At 64.7% G+C, this 19,771-nt stretch carries 17 protein-coding genes; 12 read left to right on the top strand and 5 right to left on the bottom strand.

Annotated elements, in window-relative coordinates; genetic code table 11:
• Positions 1-98 precede the first annotated feature (98 nt).
• Both AC629_RS05790 and AC629_RS05785 read left to right on the top strand, forming a co-directional pair.
• Positions 99-581 carry a (2Fe-2S)-binding protein gene (locus AC629_RS05790; RefSeq protein ID WP_084803793.1) on the top strand — a complete coding sequence of 161 codons (483 nt, stop codon included), beginning with the start codon at positions 99-101 and terminating at the stop codon, positions 579-581.
• On the top strand, positions 581-4,111 hold the full coding sequence (locus tag AC629_RS05785) for a molybdopterin cofactor-binding domain-containing protein (protein ID WP_084803792.1): 3,531 nt from the start codon (positions 581-583) through the stop codon (positions 4,109-4,111). Before AC629_RS05790 ends, AC629_RS05785 begins: the two co-directional genes overlap by 1 nt.
• A 1-nt stretch (position 4,112) precedes the next feature.
• Here AC629_RS05785 and AC629_RS05780 read toward each other — a convergent pair whose 3' ends face one another.
• Entirely contained in the window at positions 4,113-5,078 is a 966-nt protein-coding gene (locus tag AC629_RS05780) for a catechol 2,3-dioxygenase (RefSeq protein WP_084803840.1), read from the bottom strand.
• Between the two features lie 436 nt (positions 5,079-5,514).
• Here AC629_RS05780 and AC629_RS05775 point away from each other — a divergent pair, with 436 nt between their 5' ends.
• The 3 genes from AC629_RS05775 to AC629_RS05765 all read left to right on the top strand — a co-directional run bounded on the left by AC629_RS05775 (position 5,515) and on the right by AC629_RS05765 (position 8,564).
• Positions 5,515-7,254, top strand: coding sequence for an ATP-binding protein (locus tag AC629_RS05775; RefSeq protein WP_143198938.1), 1,740 nt, complete (start codon positions 5,515-5,517; stop codon positions 7,252-7,254).
• Between the two features lie 224 nt (positions 7,255-7,478).
• A complete protein-coding gene (locus AC629_RS05770) occupies positions 7,479-8,057 on the top strand; it encodes a peroxidase-related enzyme (RefSeq protein WP_084803838.1) in 579 nt (192 codons plus the stop codon).
• A 24-nt stretch (positions 8,058-8,081) separates the two neighbouring features.
• On the top strand, positions 8,082-8,564 hold the full coding sequence (locus tag AC629_RS05765; protein WP_084803791.1) for an MgtC/SapB family protein: 483 nt from the start codon (positions 8,082-8,084) through the stop codon (positions 8,562-8,564).
• Between the two features lie 37 nt (positions 8,565-8,601).
• Here AC629_RS05765 and AC629_RS05760 read toward each other — a convergent pair whose 3' ends face one another.
• Together AC629_RS05760 and AC629_RS46550 are read right to left on the bottom strand one after the other, a co-directional pair.
• Positions 8,602-10,896 carry a hypothetical protein gene (locus AC629_RS05760; protein WP_143198937.1) on the bottom strand — a complete coding sequence of 765 codons (2,295 nt, stop codon included), beginning with the start codon at positions 10,894-10,896 and terminating at the stop codon, positions 8,602-8,604.
• Between the two features lie 92 nt (positions 10,897-10,988).
• Positions 10,989-11,144, bottom strand: a complete 156-nt coding sequence (locus tag AC629_RS46550) for a hypothetical protein (RefSeq protein ID WP_168195402.1) — start codon at positions 11,142-11,144, stop codon at positions 10,989-10,991.
• Positions 11,145-11,539: 395 nt separating this feature from the next.
• Between AC629_RS46550 and AC629_RS46545 the strand changes: the two genes are divergently transcribed.
• A complete protein-coding gene (locus AC629_RS46545; RefSeq protein ID WP_167561209.1) occupies positions 11,540-11,695 on the top strand; it encodes a hypothetical protein in 156 nt (51 codons plus the stop codon).
• A 15-nt stretch (positions 11,696-11,710) separates the two neighbouring features.
• On the opposite strand, the gene AC629_RS05755 is transcribed toward AC629_RS46545, so the two are convergent.
• Positions 11,711-12,340 (bottom strand): ParB-like protein, encoded by a 630-nt coding sequence (locus tag AC629_RS05755; RefSeq protein WP_084803789.1) that lies wholly within the window; start codon positions 12,338-12,340, stop codon positions 11,711-11,713.
• Positions 12,341-12,664: 324 nt separating this feature from the next.
• Here AC629_RS05755 and AC629_RS05750 point away from each other — a divergent pair, with 324 nt between their 5' ends.
• From AC629_RS05750 to AC629_RS05725, 6 genes are all read left to right on the top strand, one after another.
• The gene (locus AC629_RS05750; RefSeq protein ID WP_084803788.1) at positions 12,665-13,006 is read left to right on the top strand and encodes a hypothetical protein; all 342 of its coding nucleotides are present in this window, start codon (positions 12,665-12,667) and stop codon (positions 13,004-13,006) included.
• A 225-nt stretch (positions 13,007-13,231) separates the two neighbouring features.
• On the top strand, positions 13,232-13,519 hold the full coding sequence (locus AC629_RS05745; protein ID WP_007592476.1) for an acyl carrier protein: 288 nt from the start codon (positions 13,232-13,234) through the stop codon (positions 13,517-13,519).
• Positions 13,520-13,529: 10 nt separating this feature from the next.
• Positions 13,530-14,000: a 3-hydroxyacyl-ACP dehydratase FabZ family protein gene (locus AC629_RS05740; RefSeq protein WP_084803787.1), complete on the top strand. Its 471-nt coding sequence runs from the start codon at positions 13,530-13,532 to the stop codon at positions 13,998-14,000.
• Positions 13,997-15,202 (top strand): beta-ketoacyl-ACP synthase, encoded by a 1,206-nt coding sequence (locus tag AC629_RS05735; protein WP_084803786.1) that lies wholly within the window; start codon positions 13,997-13,999, stop codon positions 15,200-15,202. Before AC629_RS05740 ends, AC629_RS05735 begins: the two co-directional genes overlap by 4 nt.
• Before the next feature lie 93 nt (positions 15,203-15,295).
• Positions 15,296-16,573 carry a beta-ketoacyl-ACP synthase gene (locus tag AC629_RS05730; protein ID WP_084803785.1) on the top strand — a complete coding sequence of 426 codons (1,278 nt, stop codon included), beginning with the start codon at positions 15,296-15,298 and terminating at the stop codon, positions 16,571-16,573.
• Between the two features lie 9 nt (positions 16,574-16,582).
• Positions 16,583-17,515: a lipid A biosynthesis lauroyl acyltransferase gene (locus AC629_RS05725; RefSeq protein ID WP_084803784.1), complete on the top strand. Its 933-nt coding sequence runs from the start codon at positions 16,583-16,585 to the stop codon at positions 17,513-17,515.
• Between the two features lie 125 nt (positions 17,516-17,640).
• Here AC629_RS05725 and AC629_RS05720 read toward each other — a convergent pair whose 3' ends face one another.
• Positions 17,641-19,374 carry a winged helix-turn-helix domain-containing protein gene (locus AC629_RS05720; protein ID WP_084803837.1) on the bottom strand — a complete coding sequence of 578 codons (1,734 nt, stop codon included), beginning with the start codon at positions 19,372-19,374 and terminating at the stop codon, positions 17,641-17,643.
• Positions 19,375-19,771 lie beyond the last annotated feature (397 nt).

Here is a 19,771-nt window from a genome sequence, read left to right as displayed (position 1 = left end):
GCGCTGCAGTGCGGCATGCACGGCTTGCACGTTTGTGTACAAACGGTATCGTCGCGCCATAGATTCAGCAGCACTTCGCCGCGGGCTTGGGAACGAGGATGACGCAAACACCGATCCGCCTCACCGTGAACGGCAGGATCCACGAGGTCACTGCGGCGCGAGAAACGCCGCTGCTCTACGTGCTGCGTAACGACCTCGCGCTCAACGGCCCGAAATATGGTTGTGGCCTCGGCGAGTGCGGCACCTGCACTGTCCTGATCGACGGCGCGGCGGCGCGCTCCTGCGTCATTCCGATCAGCGGCTGCGCCGGCCGCGACATCGTGACGCTCGAAGGGCTCGGCACACGCGACAAGCCGGATGTGGTGCAGCAGGCCTTCATTGACGAGCAGGCCGCGCAATGCGGCTATTGCCTCAACGGCATGATCATGACCACCAAGGCGCTGCTTGCGATCAACCCGCAGCCGACCGAGCAGGAGGCGCTGGCGGCGCTGCGCTACAATCTCTGCCGTTGCGGCACGCATGTCGAAATTCTGCGCGCGGTGATGCGCGCATCGGGCCAGCTCACCGAGGCCACGGATTGATGGCCTCCCCGCATCCGAACGGAGCCGAGCGGCAATCCGGTTCACTCGTTGTCGTCCGCACAGTGGACGAGTGCACATCCGAAACCTTCCTGCGGATCACCGGGGATGGAACAGTCAGCGCCTATAACGGCCATGTCGATCTCGGCACCGGCATCCGCACCGCGCTCGGCCAGATCGTCGCCGAAGAGCTCGACGTCTCCTTTGCCCGCGTCGTCGTCGTGCTCGGCGACACCGCGATCGTGCCGAACCAGGGCGCGACGATCGCCAGCGAAACCATCCAGATCACCGCAGTGCCCCTGCGCAAGGCCGCCGCGCAGGCGCGGCACTTCTTGATCGCGCGCGCAGCCGAGCGGCTGGAGCTGCCGGTCGCCAACTTGCGGATCGAAGACGGCCTTGTTCGCGGGCACGACAATCGCAGCGTCAGCTATGGCGAGCTGATCGGCGGCGAGACGATCCGCCTCGAGCTTGTTGACGACGTCGCCGTGAAGCCTGTCGGCGATTACGCCATCGTCGGCCAGTCGATGCCCCGCGTCGATCTGCCGGCAAAGGCCACGGGCGAGCTGACCTTCGTGCACGACATTCGCCTGCCCGGCATGCTGCACGGCCGCGTGGTGCGTCCGCCCTACGCCGGTGTCGATGCCGGTCCGTTCGTCGGCACCAGCCTGATTGCGGTCGACGAGGCCTCGGTACGCGACATTCCCGGCCTCGTGGCCGTCGTGCGCCTTGGCGACTTCGTCGGCGTCGTCGCCGAGCGCGAGGAGAACGCGATCCGCGCGGCGGAGCAGCTCGCGGTGCGCTGGAAGCCGACGCCGGCACTGACTGACCTCGCCGATGTCGAGACCGCGCTGCGCGCCAATCCGTCGACGCCGCGCACGTTGATCGACAAGGGCGACGTCAGTGCGGCGATTGCCGGCGCGGCCAAGCCGATGCAGCGCACCTATGTCTGGCCGTATCAGATGCACGCCGCGATCGGCCCGTCCTGTGCCGTCGCCGACTTTCAGGACGGCAATATCCGCGTCTGGTCCGGCACGCAGAACCCGCATGTGCTGCGCTGCGATCTGGCCCTGCTGATCGAGCGGGCGGAAAGCGAGATCGAGGTCATCAGGCTCGAGGCTGCCGGCTGCTATGGCCGCAACTGCGCCGATGACGTCACCGCCGATGCGCTGCTGCTGTCGCGCGCGGTCGGCCGGCCCGTGCGCGTGCAGTTGACGCGTGAGCAGGAGCACGCCTGGGAGCCCAAGGGCACCGCGCAGCTGATCGACGTCAATGGCGGATTGGACGCGGACGGCGGCGTCGCTGCTTACGATCTCGCCACGCGCTATCCGTCGAATGCGGCACCGACGCTCGCGCTTCTGCTGACCGGGCGGATTTCGCCCGAACCTGCCGTGCTCCAGATGGGCGACCGTACCGCAATCCCGCCCTATGATTACGACCACATGCGCGTCGTCGCCCACGACATGCCGCCGATCGTGCGTGCGTCCTGGTTTCGCGGCGTCTCGGCGCTGCCGAACACGTTTGCGCATGAATCCTATATCGACGAAGCCGCGACCGAGGCCGGCGTCGATCCGATCGAATATCGCCTGCGCTATTTGAAGGACCAGCGCGCCGTCGATCTCGTCAATGCGGTGGCAGAGCGCGCGGGCTGGACGCCGCGACCGGTACGGCAAGCCAAGGACGGTGAGGTCGTGCAGGGGCGCGGCTTTGCCTACGCACTCTATGTCCACAGCAAGTTTCCGGGCTATGGCGCGGCATGGTCAGCCTGGGTCGCCGACGTTGCGGTGAACAAGACGACCGGCGACGTCAGTGTGACGCGCGTGGTCGCGGGGCAGGACTCCGGATTGATGATCAATCCGGACGGCGTGCGGCACCAGATCCAGGGTAACGTCATCCAGTCCACCAGCCGCGCGCTGATGGAGGAGGTCTCGTTCGAGCGCGGCGCGGTGGCGGCGCGCGAATGGGGCGCCTATCCGATCATTCCCTTCCCCGACGTGCCCAAGATCGACGTGTTGATGCTGCCGCGGCCGGACCAGCCGCCGCTTGGCGTCGGCGAGTCCGCATCGGTGCCGAGCGCGGCAGCGATCGCCAATGCGATCTTCGACGCCACCGGCGTGCGCTTTCGCGAGCCGCCATTTACGCCCGAGCGTATCCTCAACGGGTTACACGGCGATGCATCCGCCACGCCGCAGGCCCTGCCCGCCCCTGCAGCGTCGCCGCCGTCTCGCATCTGGCAAAATCCGTTCGCGAAGCGCGCCGGCATCTTCGCGACGATTGCGGCCGTCTGCACCGCCGCGATCGGCATCGGCGCGGCGCTGCTGCCGGGGCGCGCGATCGCACCGATCGCACGGCCCGACGCTTCGGTCTATTCCGCGGCGACGATCGCGCGCGGCCAGCAGCTCGCCGCGCTCGGCAATTGCGCGGAGTGCCACGCCACGCTTCGAGGCGCACTCAACGCCGGCGGCCGCGCACTGGAGACGCCGTTCGGAACGATCTACTCCACCAACATCACGCCCGACGTCGAGACCGGCATCGGTGCCTGGTCCTATCCCGCCTTCGAGCGCGCGATGCGGGACGGGCTTCATCGCGACGGACGGCAGCTCTATCCCGCCTTCCCCTACACGCATTTTTCGAAGACTGATGATGCCGACATGCAGGCGCTCTACGCTTATCTGATGGCGCAGCCCGCGGTCCGCGCGACCGCGCCGGCAAACACGCTCGCCTTCCCATTCAATCTCCGCCCGCTGCTCGCGGGCTGGAATGCGCTGTTCCATCAGACGCGCGAGTTCAAACCTGATCCCGCAAAATCGGAGCTGTGGAATCGCGGCGCCTATCTCGTCGAGGGTCTCGGCCATTGCAGCGCCTGCCACTCACCGCGCAACGCGCTCGGCGCCGAGCAGCGCGAGGCCTATCTCGCCGGCGGCTTTGCTGAAGGCTGGGAGGCGCCGCCGCTGACTTCGCTCTCGCACGCGCCGATCCCGTGGAGTGAGAACGAACTCTACGCCTATTTGCGCACCGGCCATTCGCGCTACCACGGCGTGGCCGCCGGCCCGATGGCGCCGATCGTCAGGGATCTCGCCGCCCTGCCCGATCAAGACATTCGCGCGATGGCCGCCTATCTCAACTCGTTCAACGACGCGACAGCCGATGCACCTGCGCCGGATGCACTCGCCGCGAATCTCGAGAGCGCAACGCAGGTCACCGTCGCCTCTTCCACCGGCGCGCGGCTTTATCTCGGCGCCTGCGCCGCCTGCCACGAGGTCGGCGGACTGCCGCTGTTCGGCAGCCGCCCCTCGCTCGCGCTCAACAGCAACCTGCACAGTGCAACGTCGGACAATCTCGTTCAGGTCATCCTGCACGGCATCGCCGAGCCCGTCTCGAGCGATCTCGGCTACATGCCCGCCTTCCAGGCGAGCATGAGCGACGCACAGGTCGAGGAGCTCGTCACCTTCCTGCGCAAGCAATTCGCGCCCGACAAGCCCGCATGGACCGGCGTCCGCGAGACGATCGCGCGGGTGCGATCGCCTCCGCACTAAATCAACCGTGCTTCACTTCCACCGGGGGCGTGCCGTGGGTGTGGAACGACTCGATCGTCTTCAGGCCCCACGCCTGGCCCTTCTTGCGCTCCTCCTCGGTCCACACGATCGGCTTCCAGTCCGGCGCGAGGATGAGGCGCGCACCGGCATTGGCGACCTCGACGCGGTTGCCGCCGGGCTCGTAGACATAAAGGAAGAAGGTCTGCTGGATCGCGTGCTTGTGCGGACCGGTCTCGATGTGAACGCCATTCTCCAGGAAAATGTCGGCGGCGCGAAGAATCTCTTCGCGGCTGTCGAGCGCGTAGGTAACGTGATGGAAGCGGCCGGGCACGCCGGAATGGTCGAGCGAATAGGCGAAGTCGTAGCTCTTGTTCGACATGGTCAGCCACATCGCCGCTTCCCGGCCGTCGTTGAGCACGATCTGCTCGGTGAGGCGGCAGCCGAGATAGTTCTCGAAGAACTCGCGGTTGGCCTTGATGTCGACGGCGAGGCAGTTGAGATGGTCGAGGCGGCGAACGTTGACGCCGCGTGCGGGAAAGCGCTGCGCCTGGTTCTTCAGCGCAGGCTTCAGCTCCGGCGGAGCCTGATACCATTCGGTCTCGTAATAAAGCTCGACGATGTGGCCGTCGGGATCGCGGCAGCGGAAGGTCGGTCCCTGCCCCATGTCGCCGTCGATCCAGCCGATGTCGAAGCCGGAGCCCTTCAGCGCGGCGACACGGCGCTCCAGCGCCTGCTGGCTCCGCGCGCGCAGCGCCATATGCTCCATGCCTGACGTCTTCGACGCCGTGAGCTTGAGCGAATAGCGCTCGTAATCGTCCCAGCCGCGCAAATAGACCGACTCGCCCTTCTGCCCGCTCACGGTCATGCCCATGACGTCGACAAAGAATTTCAGGCTCTCGTCGGGCTTCGGGGTCAGCAGTTCCATGTGGCCAAGATGGGCGAGATCGAGGATCGGTTCGGGCTGCATGGTTTCCTCCAAGGCGTGGCTGCGATCCTTGTCACGGGATCGCGCAACCGGGCGCGGGGCGCAATGTCAATGGGTGCGCCCGGGTGGCGCTGCGGCCGCGGGCTCATTTGTACTAATGTACAAATGATTAGGTCCCGTCAACAAACCAAGGCGTGCCCCTTCCGCAACGAATGCCGCCCCGCCTCCCACAACGGCCATCCCCGAACGGCGGACTGACTGCCCGAATGGTAAAATCTTCCTTAATTGCGTCTGAACCCCGAGGCTTGGAAAATCAGCATTTTCAGCGGCTTCTGCCCGCAAGCATGCATTGGGTACAAACCTCATGACCGAATTGTCGCGGATTTAACAAAGCGACCGCGCCTGCCGTTTAACCGTTTGTCCAGCGACGGCCGCGCATAGTTCCGGGAAACATTTTGGCTTCTCGGGTTCATCCATCGTGACATCCTTTGGACGCGTGATTTCGGTTCGCGGATCGCTCGCGCGGGTCGGTCTTCTGGCGGAAAGCCGGATGCCGATTGCGGAAGTGAGGGCGACCGTCGGCCGCTTTGTCAGCATCCGCTGCAACAGTTCGGTCATCGTCGCGATGATCACCGAGGTCTCCTGCGAAAACCTGTCGAACAACGACAACTATATTGCGATCGCTTCGGTCGACCTGCTCGGCGAAATCCTCAACGCCAGCGACAAGCCGAAATTCCAGCGCGGCGTCACCAACTATCCGACCATCGGCGATGCGGTCGAGCTGATCACGAGCCAGGAGCTGCGCACGATCTACGCGCCCACCGGGTCGGACCAGATCAATGTCGGCTTCCTGCAGCAGGACCGCTCTGTCATTGCCTATGTCGACGTCGAGGAAATGCTGTCCAAGCATTTCGCCGTGCTGGGATCGACCGGCGTCGGCAAATCGACCGGCGTGTCGCTCCTGCTCAACGAGATCCTGAAGGCGCGACCGAACCTGCGCATCTTCCTGCTCGACGTGCATAACGAATATGGCCGCTGCTTCGGTGACCGCGCGCTGGTGCTCAACCCGCGAAACCTGAAGCTGCCGTTCTGGCTGTTCAACTTCGAGGAAATCGTCGACGTGCTGTTCGCCGGGCGGCCTGGCGTGCCGGAGGAACTCGACATTCTCGCCGAAGTCATTCCGATCGCCAAAGGCGTCTACACCCAGTACCAGAACGCCGACCGCATTGGCCTGAAGCGCGTCGACCCCAAGCACGTCGGCTACACCGTCGATACGCCGGTGCCTTATCGGCTCGTCGACCTGATCTCGCTGATCGACGAGCGCATGGGCAAGCTGGAAAACCGCTCCTCGCGCATCATCTATCACAAGCTGATCTCGCGCATCGAAGCCGTGCGCAACGACCCGCGCTACACCTTCATGTTCGACAACGCCAATGTCGGCGGCGACACCATGGCCGAGGTCATCAGCCATCTGTTTCGCCTGCCCGCCAACGGCAAGCCGATGACGGTGATGCAGCTCGCCGGCTTCCCGGTGGAAGTCATCGATTCCGTCGTCTCGGTCCTGTGCCGCATGGCCTTCGACTTCGGCTTGTGGAGTGACGGCGTCTCGCCGCTGCTGTTCGTCTGCGAAGAAGCGCACCGTTACGCGTCCGCCGACCGCAATGTCGGCTTCGGCCCGACCCGCAAGGCGGTGTCGCGCATCGCCAAGGAAGGCCGCAAATACGGCGTCTATCTCGGCCTCATCACCCAGCGTCCGGCCGAGCTCGACGCCACCATCATCTCCCAGTGCAACACGCTGTTCACGATGCGTCTTGCCAACGACCGCGACCAGGCGCTGCTGCGCGCCGCGGTGTCGGATGCGGCCGCGAACCTGTTGTCCTTCGTGCCTTCGCTCGGCACCCGCGAAGTGCTGGCGTTCGGCGAAGGCGTGGCGCTGCCGACCCGGCTGCGCTTCAAGGAGGTGCCGCCACATCAACTGCCGCGCGGCGAGGCCACCATCAGCAGCGTGCCGTCGGTCACCTCCGGTCATGACATGCATTTCGTCAGCGCCGTGCTCGAGCGCTGGCGCGGCGCAACCTCGCAGCGCGACGTGCCGAACGACCCGGTGTTCTCGGCATCGCCCGCCAAGACGCACTCCAGCGTCGAGGCCCCGATGCTGCAACCGTCGATGGGGCTGGACCCCGATCGCTTCTCGCTCTTGAAGAAGCCGCTGCGGTAAGAGCAACCTCTCGTGTCCCGGACGCGCTGCAACGCGCAGGCGTTGCTGCGCAGAGCCGGGACCCATGCCGCACACACTGCACTCTCGGAAACATGGGCCCCGGCTCTGCAGCGCACCGCCGAAGAGGCGCTGCGCTGCGTCCGGGGCACGAGACCTTGTGACGCCTCTGGAGCGTCTCTCATACATCGACTATGTTTGCCGCCCCCGATCTGGAATCCATGCCCATGACAAAGCCCGCGCAACGCTTTCCCGCTCCCGCCCTCGACACCCTGCCCGACGACATCCGCACGCGGCTCCTCGCCGTACAGGAGAAGAGCGGTTTCGTGCCGAACGTGTTCCTGACCCTGGCCTACCGGCCCGACGAGTTCCGCGCGTTCTTCGCCTATCACGACGCGCTGATGGAGAAGGACGGCGGCCTCACCAAGGCCGAGCGTGAGATGATCGTGGTGGCGACCTCGGCGGCCAACCAGTGCCAGTATTGCGTGATCGCGCATGGCGCGATCCTTCGCATTCGCGCCAAGAACCCGCTGATCGCCGACCAGGTCGCGGTGAACTACCGCAAGGCCGACATCACGCCGCGGCAGAAGGCAATGCTCGATTTCGCGATGAAGGTCTCGGCCGATGCGCAGCGCGTCTCCGAGGAGGATTTCGCCGCGCTTGCGCCCCACGGTTTCAGCGACGACGACATCTGGGACATCGCTGCGATCTCCGCCTTCTTCGCACTGTCCAATCGGCTCGCCAATTTCACCGGCATGCGGCCGAACGAAGAGTTCTATCTGATGGGACGCCTGCCCAAGAAATAGGTTAAGAAATAAGTTGGACACGCGATGACAGCGCTGGACTGGCCCGAAATCCTGCTTCGCCTTGGCGTTGCGACGCTCGCCGCCGGCGCGATCGGGCTGGACCGGGATTTGCACGGCAAGCCGATCGGGCTGAAGACGCTCGGCATCGTCGGTCTCTCCACCGCGACCGTCGTGCTGCTCGCCGTGCAGTTCGCCGAGCCCGGCAAGGTCACCGATGCTGCCAGCCGAGTCATCCAGGGGATCCTCACCGGTATTGGATTCCTCGGTGCCGGTGTCATCGTGCACCAAAGTACGAGATTTCGCGTCCGCGGACTGACCAGCGCCGCCTGCACCTTCCTCGCCGCCTGCCTCGGTATCGTCTGCGGCGCCGGAGAATGGAAGATCGTCGCGGTTGCTTTGGCTCTGGCCTTCGTACTGCTCACGGTCGGCCGACGCATCGAGCGCCTGCTGCACCGGATGCTCGGCGGCAAGGACGAGGCGCACGAGACGAAAATGCCGGAGCATTGAGCGAGTTCGGTACCAGGACGCAGCGCACGAGTATGCGTTAGAACTCGGCTTGGCTTACAACGCCAGCGGGGCGACCGCCAACGATGATAATGCCGCGTTCGGCAAGTGACCCGCCGCGTCCGTCCGGCGCGGTTACTGTGATAAGGTGCCGTCCATCGCGCAATTGCGCGACGAGTTCGTACCCAAGGCCCAGGTCGCCGTCCAGATCCGAATTCCACCGAATTTCATCGGACCGGACAACACCGAGCCCGCGGCAATCGATCATCGCGCCCAACGGCACGGCGCCTGGTGCTATCGGACACTGGGGATCAGGCAGCCGCAGATAAAGCCGGCGACGACTGCGCTGCAGCTCGAATTGAGAGCTGTCGGCGCTCGCGCTGCGAAATTCCGCGGTTGCGATGGCGCGGAAGAAACAGCGTTCGCCGCCGGGCAAGCGTTCGCTTTCCACCAGCACCTCGCCGTCTGGAGGATCAAACGCGACCGGTTGCCATGTCGCGCGATCATCGCCGCTGAACAGCACGACTATCGACGGCCGGGCCCGCGGATGATGCGCGTGCACGCGCAGTACGAGGAATTGGTCCCGCCGCTCGGGGCCGCTCAGCTCGACCTGCGGCGGTTCGCCCACTTCGAAGGTCGCGAACGGTTCGCGGCCATCATGCAACGAGATGGCAGCGACTTCCTCGCTCGGCCATTCAATCGCTTCATGCAGATCGTAGAATGGCTCGCGGTTGAGCGGAACGGCTACACCTCCTCCACAACAGCCGCAGGTCGCTTGCGCGCGCGTGTAGAGACAATGATGAGTCGCAATGATCCGGCGATGCGCATCGAGCAGATCAACCGAGAGTGGCGAAATGGCGCCATCGCTCGGCCGCGACACCATGCCGGCGGCTTCGATCCGATAAGCCTTACGAATCTCGATGCGGTTCTCGTCGCCGACAGGGCGATGCACTCGCACTGCCAGGATCAGAAGCGAACGAACGCGACGCGGATCGGCGGGTGCGGTTTGGTGATTATCGCGCGCATTAAGGATCTTCAGATAGGTGTAGGGCGAGATCCACTGCTTCGGCTTGTAGGACATGATGTCGGATGTGTCCGACGGACCGAACAGCGTCGGCGGCGTCGTTCCTGGATCGATGCCGACTTCGCCGATGGAGGTCTTGCTTCCACCATAGTTTGGATAGTTTGGGTCGTCGCTGCTGTCGCCTGGCACCGCGACGTGGTTGCAGGTGAAGACGTGTCCCATCTCGTGGGCGAAAATGAAATCGTAGGCAAAACTTGTGTCGCCCCCTGCAAAGGCGGCGCCGACGCCTTCAGCGAGACCGCACCCCGTGTTGTAGGAGCCGGCAGCGGCGGGAATGGCTGCGCTCGGCACAAACGCGAAGACGATATCGCCGAGCTGGAACAGAGCGGTGAAGATGCGCGTGACAGCCAGGTCAGCGAGCAGGCCGGTCCACGCGGTGTTACAACCTCCACCCGTCGCGGCGGACGCAAACGCTGCCGAGCTGTTCGTCGACGTTCCAAGAATCGTCGTCTCAAAATAGGGGAACGGCAGCATCCGTTCGGCCGTGCGCATCGTGCTGAGCATAATCGCATCGGTGGGGCTCGTAACCTTGCCGGCGCTGTCGGTCCAGTTGACCCTGACTACGGCGACACGCGGCGGCCGCACATCGATGAAATCGATATAGCGCCCGGTCGCGACGCGATCCTGGGGCGCGGATGAAACGCCGTCGCTGCCAGCACGCCAGAGCCGGACGGAGAGATAAAAGTGGCCGGTCCGGCAATACCATGCTGGCACGAAGAAATTCAGCGACGAATTGACGTGCACGATGTGCACCGCAAGCGCGCCGGGTCCACCAACTGGGACCGTCAACTCGCTGTCCCACAGATCGCGCGAGAGCTCGTTACGCGCGCCGAGCCGGGCCCCGTCGGCGCGCGTAGGGCCGGTCCGGTAAACGATTCGATCGCCAACCGAAAGCACCAGCTCACCAGTGACGCGTGCGCCAGTGAGTGTGTCCGGCTCGGCAACGCCGGGCTGCACGTACGGATAGGCACGCACCACCAGCGGCTTGAGCGCAACGAGCGGGATCGAATTGTCATCGCCGTAGCTGACGCCGACGGCGCCGTTGTACTGGATTGATTGCGTCAACTCGAGGCCGGCCAGCGCGAGGTGTCGCCTGGGCCACAATAGGTCCGGAAGCTGATTCTGCGGGTCCCAGGGGAGCGGTGGTTGCTCGAGATCCGGCTGCACTGGCTTGCCGCGAAAAAGGCCAGCAAATTGCCGTGCGACCGCCGCAACGAGTGCGTCGAGTTCAGGACCATCTTGGGCGTTCATCTGGCGCTCCATAGGGCGTTTTCGAGCGCAGTGGGTACCGACGCCCGGCCCGACTACCGCTGCATTTCCTACGGCTGCGAAGCGCTATGCCGCTAGCGCTTTTCCATCAACTCGAGCGCCGGGGCAAAGCGCTCGGCAAATGTCAAAGTCTTTGCGTGATAGGCTGCGGCAAACGAGGCCGAGAAGAATGTGTAAATTCCTGCTGAGGCGACCGCGAGCAAGGCAGCGGCGAAGACCAGACGGCGCATTCCTGCCTCCTGTGTGGGCTTGATTGCGCGTCAAAATGGAACGGCTTTGTTTCAGGACCTTTTCGTGCGCGCGGAAAATGATTTCGCTCAAGAGACTGTGATGAGGTCCGTGAGGCCGCACCCACCTCCGTATGGTCGCTCATTTCCAAGGCCCACTGCCCGGGCTCGTACACTCGAGCGACAGCGAGAGATTCTCGTGCGCGTCAGACTAGTCCAAAGCGACGCATGGGCAGCGCGAACTTCACGCTCGAAAAGCGCGACTAACAATAGTCATCGTTGTTTTGCAACGGCGCGAGCCGAGCCGGGAATTTTGCGCCGGACATCACGATCGTGAATCGCAAGACTGCCGCGACAAGCAGCCTTGCTGGAATGAAGAGCCTTCGCGGAACGCTCAAGTGAACGTCGCCATTCAGAAGCTCAATGGCCTGTGGCACCTCGTTGTCGGGTCGTGTCAGATCCGAACTCCGTTCCTGGAAACCCAGGACCGCGAGTTGGTCGTGACTTACGCCCGGCGCGTCTACCCTGGCGCCAAGATCTTCCTACGCGAGTGACGTGAGCATCGCGCCTCAATCATCATCCGCCGGCCCGCACCAGCCGGGCAGATAGATCGCATCCTTGCTCTTGGCCGCGGACAGGGCCTTCTCGAGCGCCTTGTCGAAATTGGCGTCCACCGCCTTGCGCGACAGTTTTCGGCGCAGAAAGTCGGCCCACAGGAATTCCGAGAACGGCGTCGTATCCTTGGCAAAACCGCCCATGCGGCGGAGCTCACCGGCAAGGCTCCGGAAGGGATCATCCTTGAGATCGGCGACCGATTTCGGCAAATCGCGGAACGGCCGCCGTTCGCCCTTGGCATCGTAAGGATAGACCCAGCGCTTGTTATCCATCACTCCCCAGAACGCTTCGCGCTCGACCATGCGGAGATCGCCGACGACGGTCACCAGCACCTCCTTGATGCCCTCGTCATGCAGCGCGCGGCCGAGATGATGATGGTCGATCACGTAGTAGCGCTCGTCGGGTCCGAAGACGACGGGGATCATGTGGGTGCCCAGCAGATCGGATTGCTTCTTCTTGGCGTGCTCGCGCCAGCGCCTGCGCTTCTCCTTGACCTCACGCATGCCGACCGTCATCTGCGTCGGCCGAAGCGACAGGATCGACACCGGATGCACTCTGGGTTCGCGCGCGTGGGTGGTCATCATGATCGAGGGCCTCTCACATAGTTGCAACTTGTGGTTTGAGTTCCCCAGATTATGCCATGGGCCTTGGCGCTGCAAAATGCGCTCGGCCCGGACACGGATCACAAGCCGATGTTCACGGGACAGGGTCAGGCAAGGTCCATGGCTCTTGCTGCAATGCAACCCGGCGTTTCCTGACACCGGTCTGACCGCCAATTTCGCGATCGTTCGCAAGGTTCATGAAAGAGCGTGAGAAAGCGCAATGCGCGGGCGCGCCGAGAAGATTTTCTGCAACGCGTTCATCACGTGTGCTATCTAAAAAGTGCGCTTCGGAGTGATCCCCGCACCATGAAAACCCAGCGGCCCAAAAGCTCGGATGACGAGCACCGGGTGCTCCAGTTCAGGCCGCGCACCTCGTCCTCCCCGACGGTTCACCGGGGTAGCGGCACCGTGCAGCCGCTCCGCGCCGCGCCCGAGTCGCTCGACCTGTCGCGCTACGAGCAGCCCCGCCCCGAGCCCGATGATTTCCGCCACCGCATGCTCGCCAATGTCGCCGCGCTTGCCTTCACCATCGCGCTGACCGCGATCGGGATCTGGCTCGCCGTGAGCATCGCCGACCTGCGCCGGACCCAGGATTGCGTGCTGATGGGCCGCCGCGACTGCGTCAAGATCACGACGCCGCATATCTAGGCCCGGCCTCGCCGCCGGTCCTCAGGTGGAACGGACTCTGGCGGGCATCCCCAGCCGGGTGTCTCCTCGCCTGCCCGGCTCCATTGAACTCAGGGCGGCGCTCCGATATACGGGCTTTCGACCCGGCCAGAGGGGGGTTGAGGGCGTCACTCGGGGCGCGATGCCCACCCACCGCGCCACTCTGGAAAACCTGTAAAATATCCGCAATATATCAAAGGCTTAGTGATGTCCTCCACATTCGATCAGGTCGCTACGATCATCGCTGAAACCTGCGACATCCCGCGCGACACGATCACGCCGGATAGCCACGCCATCGATGATCTCGGCATCGACAGTCTCGATTTCCTGGACATCGCGTTCGCAATCGACAAGCAGTTCGGTATCAAGCTGCCGCTGGAAAAGTGGACCCAGGAGGTCAACGACGGCAAGGCGACCACCGAGCAATACTTCGTTCTGAAGAATCTGTGCGCCCGCATCGACGAACTGGTTGCGGCCAAGGGCGCGAGCGCCTGAGCGCGCGGTCATGCAACTCGAATACTTCCACATGATCGATCGCATCGTCGACCTCAACGTCGACGAGAAGCGAATCGTCGTCGAGGCGCAGGTCCCGAACAAGAGCACCATCTTCGAGGGGCACTTCCCGGGCTATCCCTTGATGCCCGGCGTGCTCTTGATCGAATCGATGGCGCAGGCCTCGGGCTGGCTTCAGCTCGGCGTCCTGAGGTTCGAGCGCATGCCGATCCTGGCCGCCGTGAAGGAGGCCAAGGTCCGGGGCTCGGTGTTCCCCGGCGATCTCATGAGCATCGAGGCAACCCTTACCCATGAAGGCTCCGGCTACGCCATGACCGAGGCCAAAATCAGGGTCGGCGGCAAGCTGCGCGCCAATTCGACACTTACTTTCACGCAGATTCCCTTCCCCAATGCGGATATGCGCGGCTACATGGACGCGTTCGCCAAGCGCATCGGCTTTCCGCAACAGGCCGTATCGTCATGACTGAGACTGCTTCGAAGCCCGGCCAGACGGAAGTCTGGATCACCGGCATTGGCCTCGCCACCTCGCTCGGCGAAGGGCTGGACGCCAACTGGGCCGCGCTCCAGGAGAAGCGCGTCAATGTCGATGAGAAGGGTTTTGCGCCCTGCATCGTGCATCCCCTGATGCCGGTCAGCTTCGACAGCCAGATCCCGAAGAAGGGCGACCAGCGCCAGATGGAAGCCTGGCAGCGCATCGGCACCTATGCCGCGGGCCTGGCGCTCGACTCCGCCGGGATCAAAGGCAACAAGGACATTCTGTCGAAGATCGACATGGTGGTCGCCGCCGGCGGCGGCGAGCGCGATCTCAACGTCGACAGCGGCGTGCTCACGGCAGAGGCCAAGGGCGCCAACGCGCCCGGCTTCCTCAACGAGCGGCTGATGAGCGATCTCAGGCCGACGCTGTTCCTGGCGCAGCTCTCGAACCTCCTCGCCGGCAACATCGCCATCGTGCATGGTCTCGGCGGTACCTCGCGCACCTTCATGGGCGAAGAGGTTGCGGGCGCCGATGCCGCGCGCATCGCACTGTCGCGCATCGCCTCGGGCGAGAGTGACATCGCGCTGGTCGGCGGCTCGCACAATGGCGAGCGCAAGGACCTGTTGGTTCTCTACGAATTCGGCGACTTCAACCTGAAGGACAAGTTCGCACCCGTGTGGGCGCGCAAGGATCACACCGGCTTCGCGCTCGGCTCGGCCGGTGCGTTCCTGGTGCTGGAGTCCAGGGCGCACGCCGAGGCACGCGGCGCAAAGCCGTTCGCAAAGCTGTCGAGCGTCGTCGCCGACCTCGCCCGGCGCAAGCAGCCCGGCGACATGGCCGCGACGCTGGAGAAGCTGTGGGCCAAGCTGCCGACGCACGCGGGCAAGGGCGCGATCATATCAGGCGCGACCGGCGCGGAGCCCGCGACCTCAGAGGAGCGCGGCTTCCTGAAGAGCCATGCTGATTTCCCGGTGCGCGCGACCGGCACGATGTTCGGCCACACCATGGAAACGCAATTCCCGCTCGGGATTGCGCTCGCCGCGCTGTCGATCTCGCGCGGCGCGCTGTTCCCGCCGAACGACACCACGGGGACCGAGATTGAAATGCAGGGAGCGCCCACCCAAATTGTTGTGGTGGGAGCCGGACACTGGCGCGGCGAAGGCATGGCGCTGGTCGAGGCCGTGAACTAAAGCGCGTCGCGCTTTAGTTGGTTATTGTTTGAGCATGATCTTTTCGGAAAACCGCATCCACTTTTCCGGATCATGCTCTAGCGGGGAATCGACATGACTGCACCACGCGACAAATTCGGGCGTCCCGTCGTCGTCGTTACCGGCATGGGAATCATGACCTCGCTCGGTGCTGGCAAGGCCGACAATTGGGCAAAGCTGGTCGCCGGCGAATCCGGCATCCGCACCATCACGCGCTTTCCGATCGACGGCCTGAAGACCACCATGGCCGGCACGGTGGATTTCGTCAGCGTCGATCCGTTCTCCTCCACGGCCCTGTCCGAGCGGATGGCTGATCTCGTTACTCAGGAAGCACTCGAGCAGGCCGGCATCGGCGCCAAGGGCGATTTCCCGGGTCCCCTCTTCCTGGCGGTCGCGCCGGTCGAGGTCGAGTGGCCGCAGCGCCGCGAGCTCGGCCGCGCCGCCGGCAAGCTTGACGTAAACTACGACGATCTCCTGCGTATCTCCGGCGGCGGCAAGTTCGCCGCCTATCATCACCGCTTCATGTTCGGCTCGGTCGCCGCCTACCTCGCCGAGACCTTCGGAACCAAGGGTTCGCCGATCTCGCTGTCGACGGCCTGCGCCTCGGGCGCGACCTCGATCCAGCTCGGCGTCGAGGCGATCCGCCGCGGCGAGACCGATGCCGCGCTCTGCGTGGCGACCGACGGCACCGTGAATCCGGAAGCCCTCGTGCGCTTCTCGCTGCTCTCGGCGCTGTCGACCCAGAACGATCCGCCGCAGGCGGCCTCCCGTCCCTTCTCCAAGAACCGCGACGGCTTCGTCATGGCCGAAGGTGCCGGTGCCCTCGTGCTCGAAAGCTATGAAGCCGCAACCGCGCGCGGTGCAAAGATCCTTGGCGTGATCGCCGGCTGTGGCGAGCTTACTGACTCCTTCCATCGCACCCGCTCTTCGCCCGACGGCAAGCCGATCATCGGTTGCATGAAGAAGACACTGGCCGATGCCGGCATGGAGCCGGACCAGATCGACCACATCAACGCCCACGGCACCTCGACGCCCGAAAACGACAAGATGGAGTACAATACGACATCGGCCGTGTTCGGCGAGCTCGTGCAGAAGATCCCGGTCACCTCCAACAAGTCGATGGTCGGCCACACGATCTCTGCGGCCGGTGCGGTCGAGGCGATCTTCTCGCTGCTGACGCTCGAGCATCAGCGCATTCCGCCGACGATCAACTACGACATTCCGGACCCCACGATCCTGTTCGACGTCGTCGGCAACAAGGCGCGCGACGCCCGCGTCAGCGCGGTGATGTCGAACTCGTTCGGCTTCGGCGGCCAGAACGCCTCGCTGATCCTGACCCGCGAACCGGCCTGACCTGGACGCATGGCACTGCTTCCTGCGAGCACGAAGGCCCGCGCGCGGCAGGCCGCCAAATCGCTCGGCGGAAGCCTGATCGGTGCGGCCACCGTCGGCATGCTGCGCACCACGCGCTATTTCGATCCGGTCAAGACCTCGGACTTTTTCGCACGCGTTACGAAGATGATCGGCCCGCGCCTGCGCGAACACCGCATCGGCCGAGCCAACCTCACCGCCGCGTTTCCGGAGAAGTCGCCCGAGGAGATCGAGGAGATCCTGATGGGCGTCTGGGACAATCTCGGCCGCGTCGGCGCCGAATTCGCCCATATGGACCACGTCTGGGACTACGACCGCGACCATCCGGAAAAGAGCCGGATCGAATTACCCCAGCGCACCATCGAGCTGTTCGACCAGATCCGCGACGACGGCAAGCCGGCGCTGATCTTCACCTCGCATCTCGCCAATTGGGAATTGCCGGCGCTCGCCGCGGTCGCGCACGGGCTGGACACTGCGATCCTCTATCGCCGGCCGAACATCGCCTCCGCGGACCGCATCATCCAGGAACTGCGCCAGGTCAACATGGGCACGCTGATCCCTGCGGGCCGTGATGCGCCTTTGCGGCTCGCGCAGGCGCTGAAGGACGGCAAGCACGTTGGAATGCTGATCGACCAGTATCTGACCGGCGGCGTCGAGGTCACCTTCTTCGGCCGCAAGACCCGCGCCAATCCGATGCTGGCGCGCCTGCTGCGCCAGGTCGAATGCCCGATCCACGGCGCGCGCATCATTCGCAAGCCCGGTGGCCGCTTCGCCGGAGAGCTAACCGAGGAGGTCAAGCCGGTGCGCGACGCCGAGGGCAAGATCGACATCCAGGGCACGACGCAGGCGATCACGAGCGTGGTGGAAGGTTGGGTCCGGGAAAATCCCGAGCAGTGGCTCTGGTTGCACCGCAGGTGGCGGTAGGCAGCAAAGCTTTCTCCGTCATGGCCAGGCTTGTCCCGGCCATCCACGCGCTCCAAACACGAGATCAAAGACGTGGATGCCCGGGATAAGCCCGGGCATGACGACCGAACACGCTGCACCGCCCCCTACTGCTCCGGCAATCCTGCGTCCACCATTCCCTGAACCACCCGATCGAACGCTGCGATACACACCGGACTTGCGTTCTTCATCGGCGGCCAGACGTTGAGCCTGGTCGTGCCGGGCCGCAGCCTCAGCCCCTCCTCGATCGCCGCCCTCGCCTCCTCGAGCCGGCCTAATCTCTGGTAGGCAACCGCGAGCAGCATGTGCGAGCGCCCGGTCGCCGGCGTGATGGCGATCGAACGCTGCAGCCACGGCAGCGCCTCCTCGTCGCGGCCAATCAAGAGATTCGCCAAGCCCGCGCCGAGCAGCCATGTCCAGCGCGAGGCCGACGGCGTATCGTAGCGATCGGCTTGCCGGAATGTCGCGAGCGCATCATCGAAGCGGCCGAGATAGATCTGCCCGAGGCCGATCAGATAGAGCGCAGACCCGTCCCACGGATCGAAGCTCAATGCCTTGGCGCAGGTGACGAGACTTTCCACAAAATGGTTGGTCGCGCTGAGGAAGCGGCAATAGGCCTCCAGCACCGGTATAGAATTCGGCTTCGACCGCAACGCCTGCTCGAGCGTCGCATTGGCCTTCGCCTCGACCGCGACCGCCTCGTCCGGGCTGAACCAGACCATCTGGATGCCGCGGAGCTGCAGCGAAGACAGCGCAACCGCGATATCGAGATTATCGGGGTCGTCGGTGAGCGCCTTTTGCAGCATGGTCTGCGCCATGCCGAAACGCTCGCGCGTGGTCTGGTTGATCGATGCGATGGCCTGCTCGATCGCGACCCTGTCACCGCCCGCCGACGCCCCACGGGCGCGGGAGGGCGCCGCACTCGGCTCCAGCATTTCGTTGAGGCGGCGCGCAAGCGCATGGCCGACACCCGCGGCAAGTCGGGACTGCGCGAGCTGCGCGTCCGCCTCGTCAGCGTTGACCGAAGCCGCGATGACCGACTGAACCTCGCCGGTGCCCGCCTTGATAAGGCGCGCCCGCAACGTCCAGGACTGCTCGCTGTGCTGCAGCTCGCCCCGGATTTCGTAATCGGACGGCGCGGCAAGCGCGCCGGTGCTTTCGACAGCCGCCAGCGCAGGCGAGCGCGGCGCGACCACGCTGATGTTCTGGATCTTGGCAAAGCCATCCGTGAGGCGCCCGGTGACCTCCGTCGCCATCACCGCGCCGCCCGGGTCGCTGCTGGCGTCAACGATCGGCACCACGGCGATGCGGGGCGGCGTTCGCTTGGACAGGAGGTCCGGCTTCAACACCGGCGCGGCAACCGCAAGCCCAAGGAGGATCGCGCAGAAGCCGGTGACGGCGGGGATCATGACCCGCCGGCTCAGGATGGTGCGACGCGGCCTCGCAGATGCCGGGACAGGCTCGACCGGTGCCGCAGGCTGGAGCTCCCCGGCCGGGTCGGCCGAGGGCGGCCCGGCATGAGCGGGGCTGGCGGCCGGTTCAGCCGACACCTCCGCGGTCAGCAAGTAGCCGCCGCCGGAAGCGAGCTTGATCATCTGCCGCCGCTCGTCGCCGAGCGCGGTGCGAAGCTCGCGGATGCATTGGAACAGGCTGTCCTCGCCGACATGGACGTTCGGCCAGACCGCCTCCATCAGCTCCTGCTTGCTCAGGACCCGGCCGCCATTGGTGGCGAAATGCCGTAGCATCTCAAAGGTCTTGGGCCGGAGCTTGATCGCAACGCCATCGGCCCCCCGCAGCTCCGCGCGCTGCTGGTCCAGCTCGAAGCCGGCGAAACGAAGCACGTTGTCCCCCAAAGCGTCTCTCCAGACGGCCCATATAGTGGAAGTCCGCCAAAATTGCTCGAAAAACGGGTCTGAATTGTAAATTTCAGAAACCTTCAGAAACTTGCCAACGCCTTATCAAGACACCGCTTCCCTCTCGGTGAGATGAAGATGCGGCAGACTCGACTTTCCGGGCTGCGGGAATGATCGCGCACGGACGAGCTGCCAGGCTGATCCGTGCCGCGCGGCGGGGGGGAACGCAACGGTGGCAGCGGCAGCGGATCAATTTGGCGGCAAGCACCGCTTGCGGGCGCTCTTTTTGGTGTCAACGGCCTTGGCGTTGGTATCGACGCTGCCGGCGCTGGCCCAAAGCACGGGCGCCAACGGTGTGGCTGGCGGTAACGCGCCAGGCAGTTCG

The sequence above is a fragment of the Bradyrhizobium sp. NAS80.1 genome, from assembly GCF_001908205.1.
Lineage (GTDB): Bacteria > Pseudomonadota > Alphaproteobacteria > Rhizobiales > Xanthobacteraceae > Bradyrhizobium.
This window is presented reverse-complemented; position numbering and strand designations above follow the sequence as displayed.

What these genes read in the sequence shown, in the direction of transcription:
- AC629_RS05790 (WP_084803793.1), top strand. Translation starts at nt 99, where the DNA reads ATGACGCAAACACCGATCCGCCTCACCGTGAACGGCAGGATCCACGAG.
- AC629_RS05785 (WP_084803792.1), top strand. Translation starts at nt 581, where the DNA reads ATGGCCTCCCCGCATCCGAACGGAGCCGAGCGGCAATCCGGTTCACTC.
- AC629_RS05780 (WP_084803840.1), bottom strand. Translation starts at nt 5,078, where the DNA reads ATGCAGCCCGAACCGATCCTCGATCTCGCCCATCTTGGCCACATGGAA.
- AC629_RS05770 (WP_084803838.1), top strand. Translation starts at nt 7,479, where the DNA reads ATGACAAAGCCCGCGCAACGCTTTCCCGCTCCCGCCCTCGACACCCTG.
- AC629_RS05765 (WP_084803791.1), top strand. Translation starts at nt 8,082, where the DNA reads ATGACAGCGCTGGACTGGCCCGAAATCCTGCTTCGCCTTGGCGTTGCG.
- AC629_RS05760 (WP_143198937.1), bottom strand. Translation starts at nt 10,896, where the DNA reads ATGAACGCCCAAGATGGTCCTGAACTCGACGCACTCGTTGCGGCGGTC.
- AC629_RS46550 (WP_168195402.1), bottom strand. Translation starts at nt 11,144, where the DNA reads ATGCGCCGTCTGGTCTTCGCCGCTGCCTTGCTCGCGGTCGCCTCAGCA.
- AC629_RS05755 (WP_084803789.1), bottom strand. Translation starts at nt 12,340, where the DNA reads ATGATGACCACCCACGCGCGCGAACCCAGAGTGCATCCGGTGTCGATC.
- AC629_RS05750 (WP_084803788.1), top strand. Translation starts at nt 12,665, where the DNA reads ATGAAAACCCAGCGGCCCAAAAGCTCGGATGACGAGCACCGGGTGCTC.
- AC629_RS05745 (WP_007592476.1), top strand. Translation starts at nt 13,232, where the DNA reads ATGTCCTCCACATTCGATCAGGTCGCTACGATCATCGCTGAAACCTGC.
- AC629_RS05740 (WP_084803787.1), top strand. Translation starts at nt 13,530, where the DNA reads ATGCAACTCGAATACTTCCACATGATCGATCGCATCGTCGACCTCAAC.
- AC629_RS05735 (WP_084803786.1), top strand. Translation starts at nt 13,997, where the DNA reads ATGACTGAGACTGCTTCGAAGCCCGGCCAGACGGAAGTCTGGATCACC.
- AC629_RS05730 (WP_084803785.1), top strand. Translation starts at nt 15,296, where the DNA reads ATGACTGCACCACGCGACAAATTCGGGCGTCCCGTCGTCGTCGTTACC.
- AC629_RS05725 (WP_084803784.1), top strand. Translation starts at nt 16,583, where the DNA reads ATGGCACTGCTTCCTGCGAGCACGAAGGCCCGCGCGCGGCAGGCCGCC.